Below are 343 nucleotides of genomic sequence, written 5' to 3' on the forward strand. Positions count from 1 at the left end.
AGATGGCCCGTCACCAGCCTCGGCTGGTCGCTTCGGCCCTCCGCTACCCGATGCTCGGCCCGGTGGCGTTCCAGGGCACGCTGGCTGAGTCGCTTGCCCTCCTCGCCCTGCAGAAAACCACCGGGGTAGGTGTAATCCTCCGGGTTCGGCTCCGGGTAGGCCGTATCAGCCTGACGCTCGGCCTCGAGCACGAAACTGGATTTCTCGAAGTCGTAGTCGCGCCAGAACGTACGCCGGGTGCGCGCTTCCACGCGCAGGTTGAAACAGCTGATTACCGGCTCGTCGGCCACCAGGCCGCTGTCCTGTTGGTAGGGGGTGGGCTGGCCGAGTTTGGGGAAAAAGG

The 343-nt window shown here is 65.6% G+C and carries 1 protein-coding gene; it reads right to left on the bottom strand.

All coding sequences use genetic code 11. The features are described from left to right. On the bottom strand, positions 1-343 hold a 343-nt coding region (locus EKA13_RS27610; RefSeq protein ID WP_281182134.1), incomplete at both ends, for a contractile injection system protein, VgrG/Pvc8 family.

It is taken from the genome of Pseudomonas defluvii (assembly GCF_001695625.1).
Classification (GTDB): domain Bacteria; phylum Pseudomonadota; class Gammaproteobacteria; order Pseudomonadales; family Pseudomonadaceae; genus Aquipseudomonas; species Aquipseudomonas defluvii.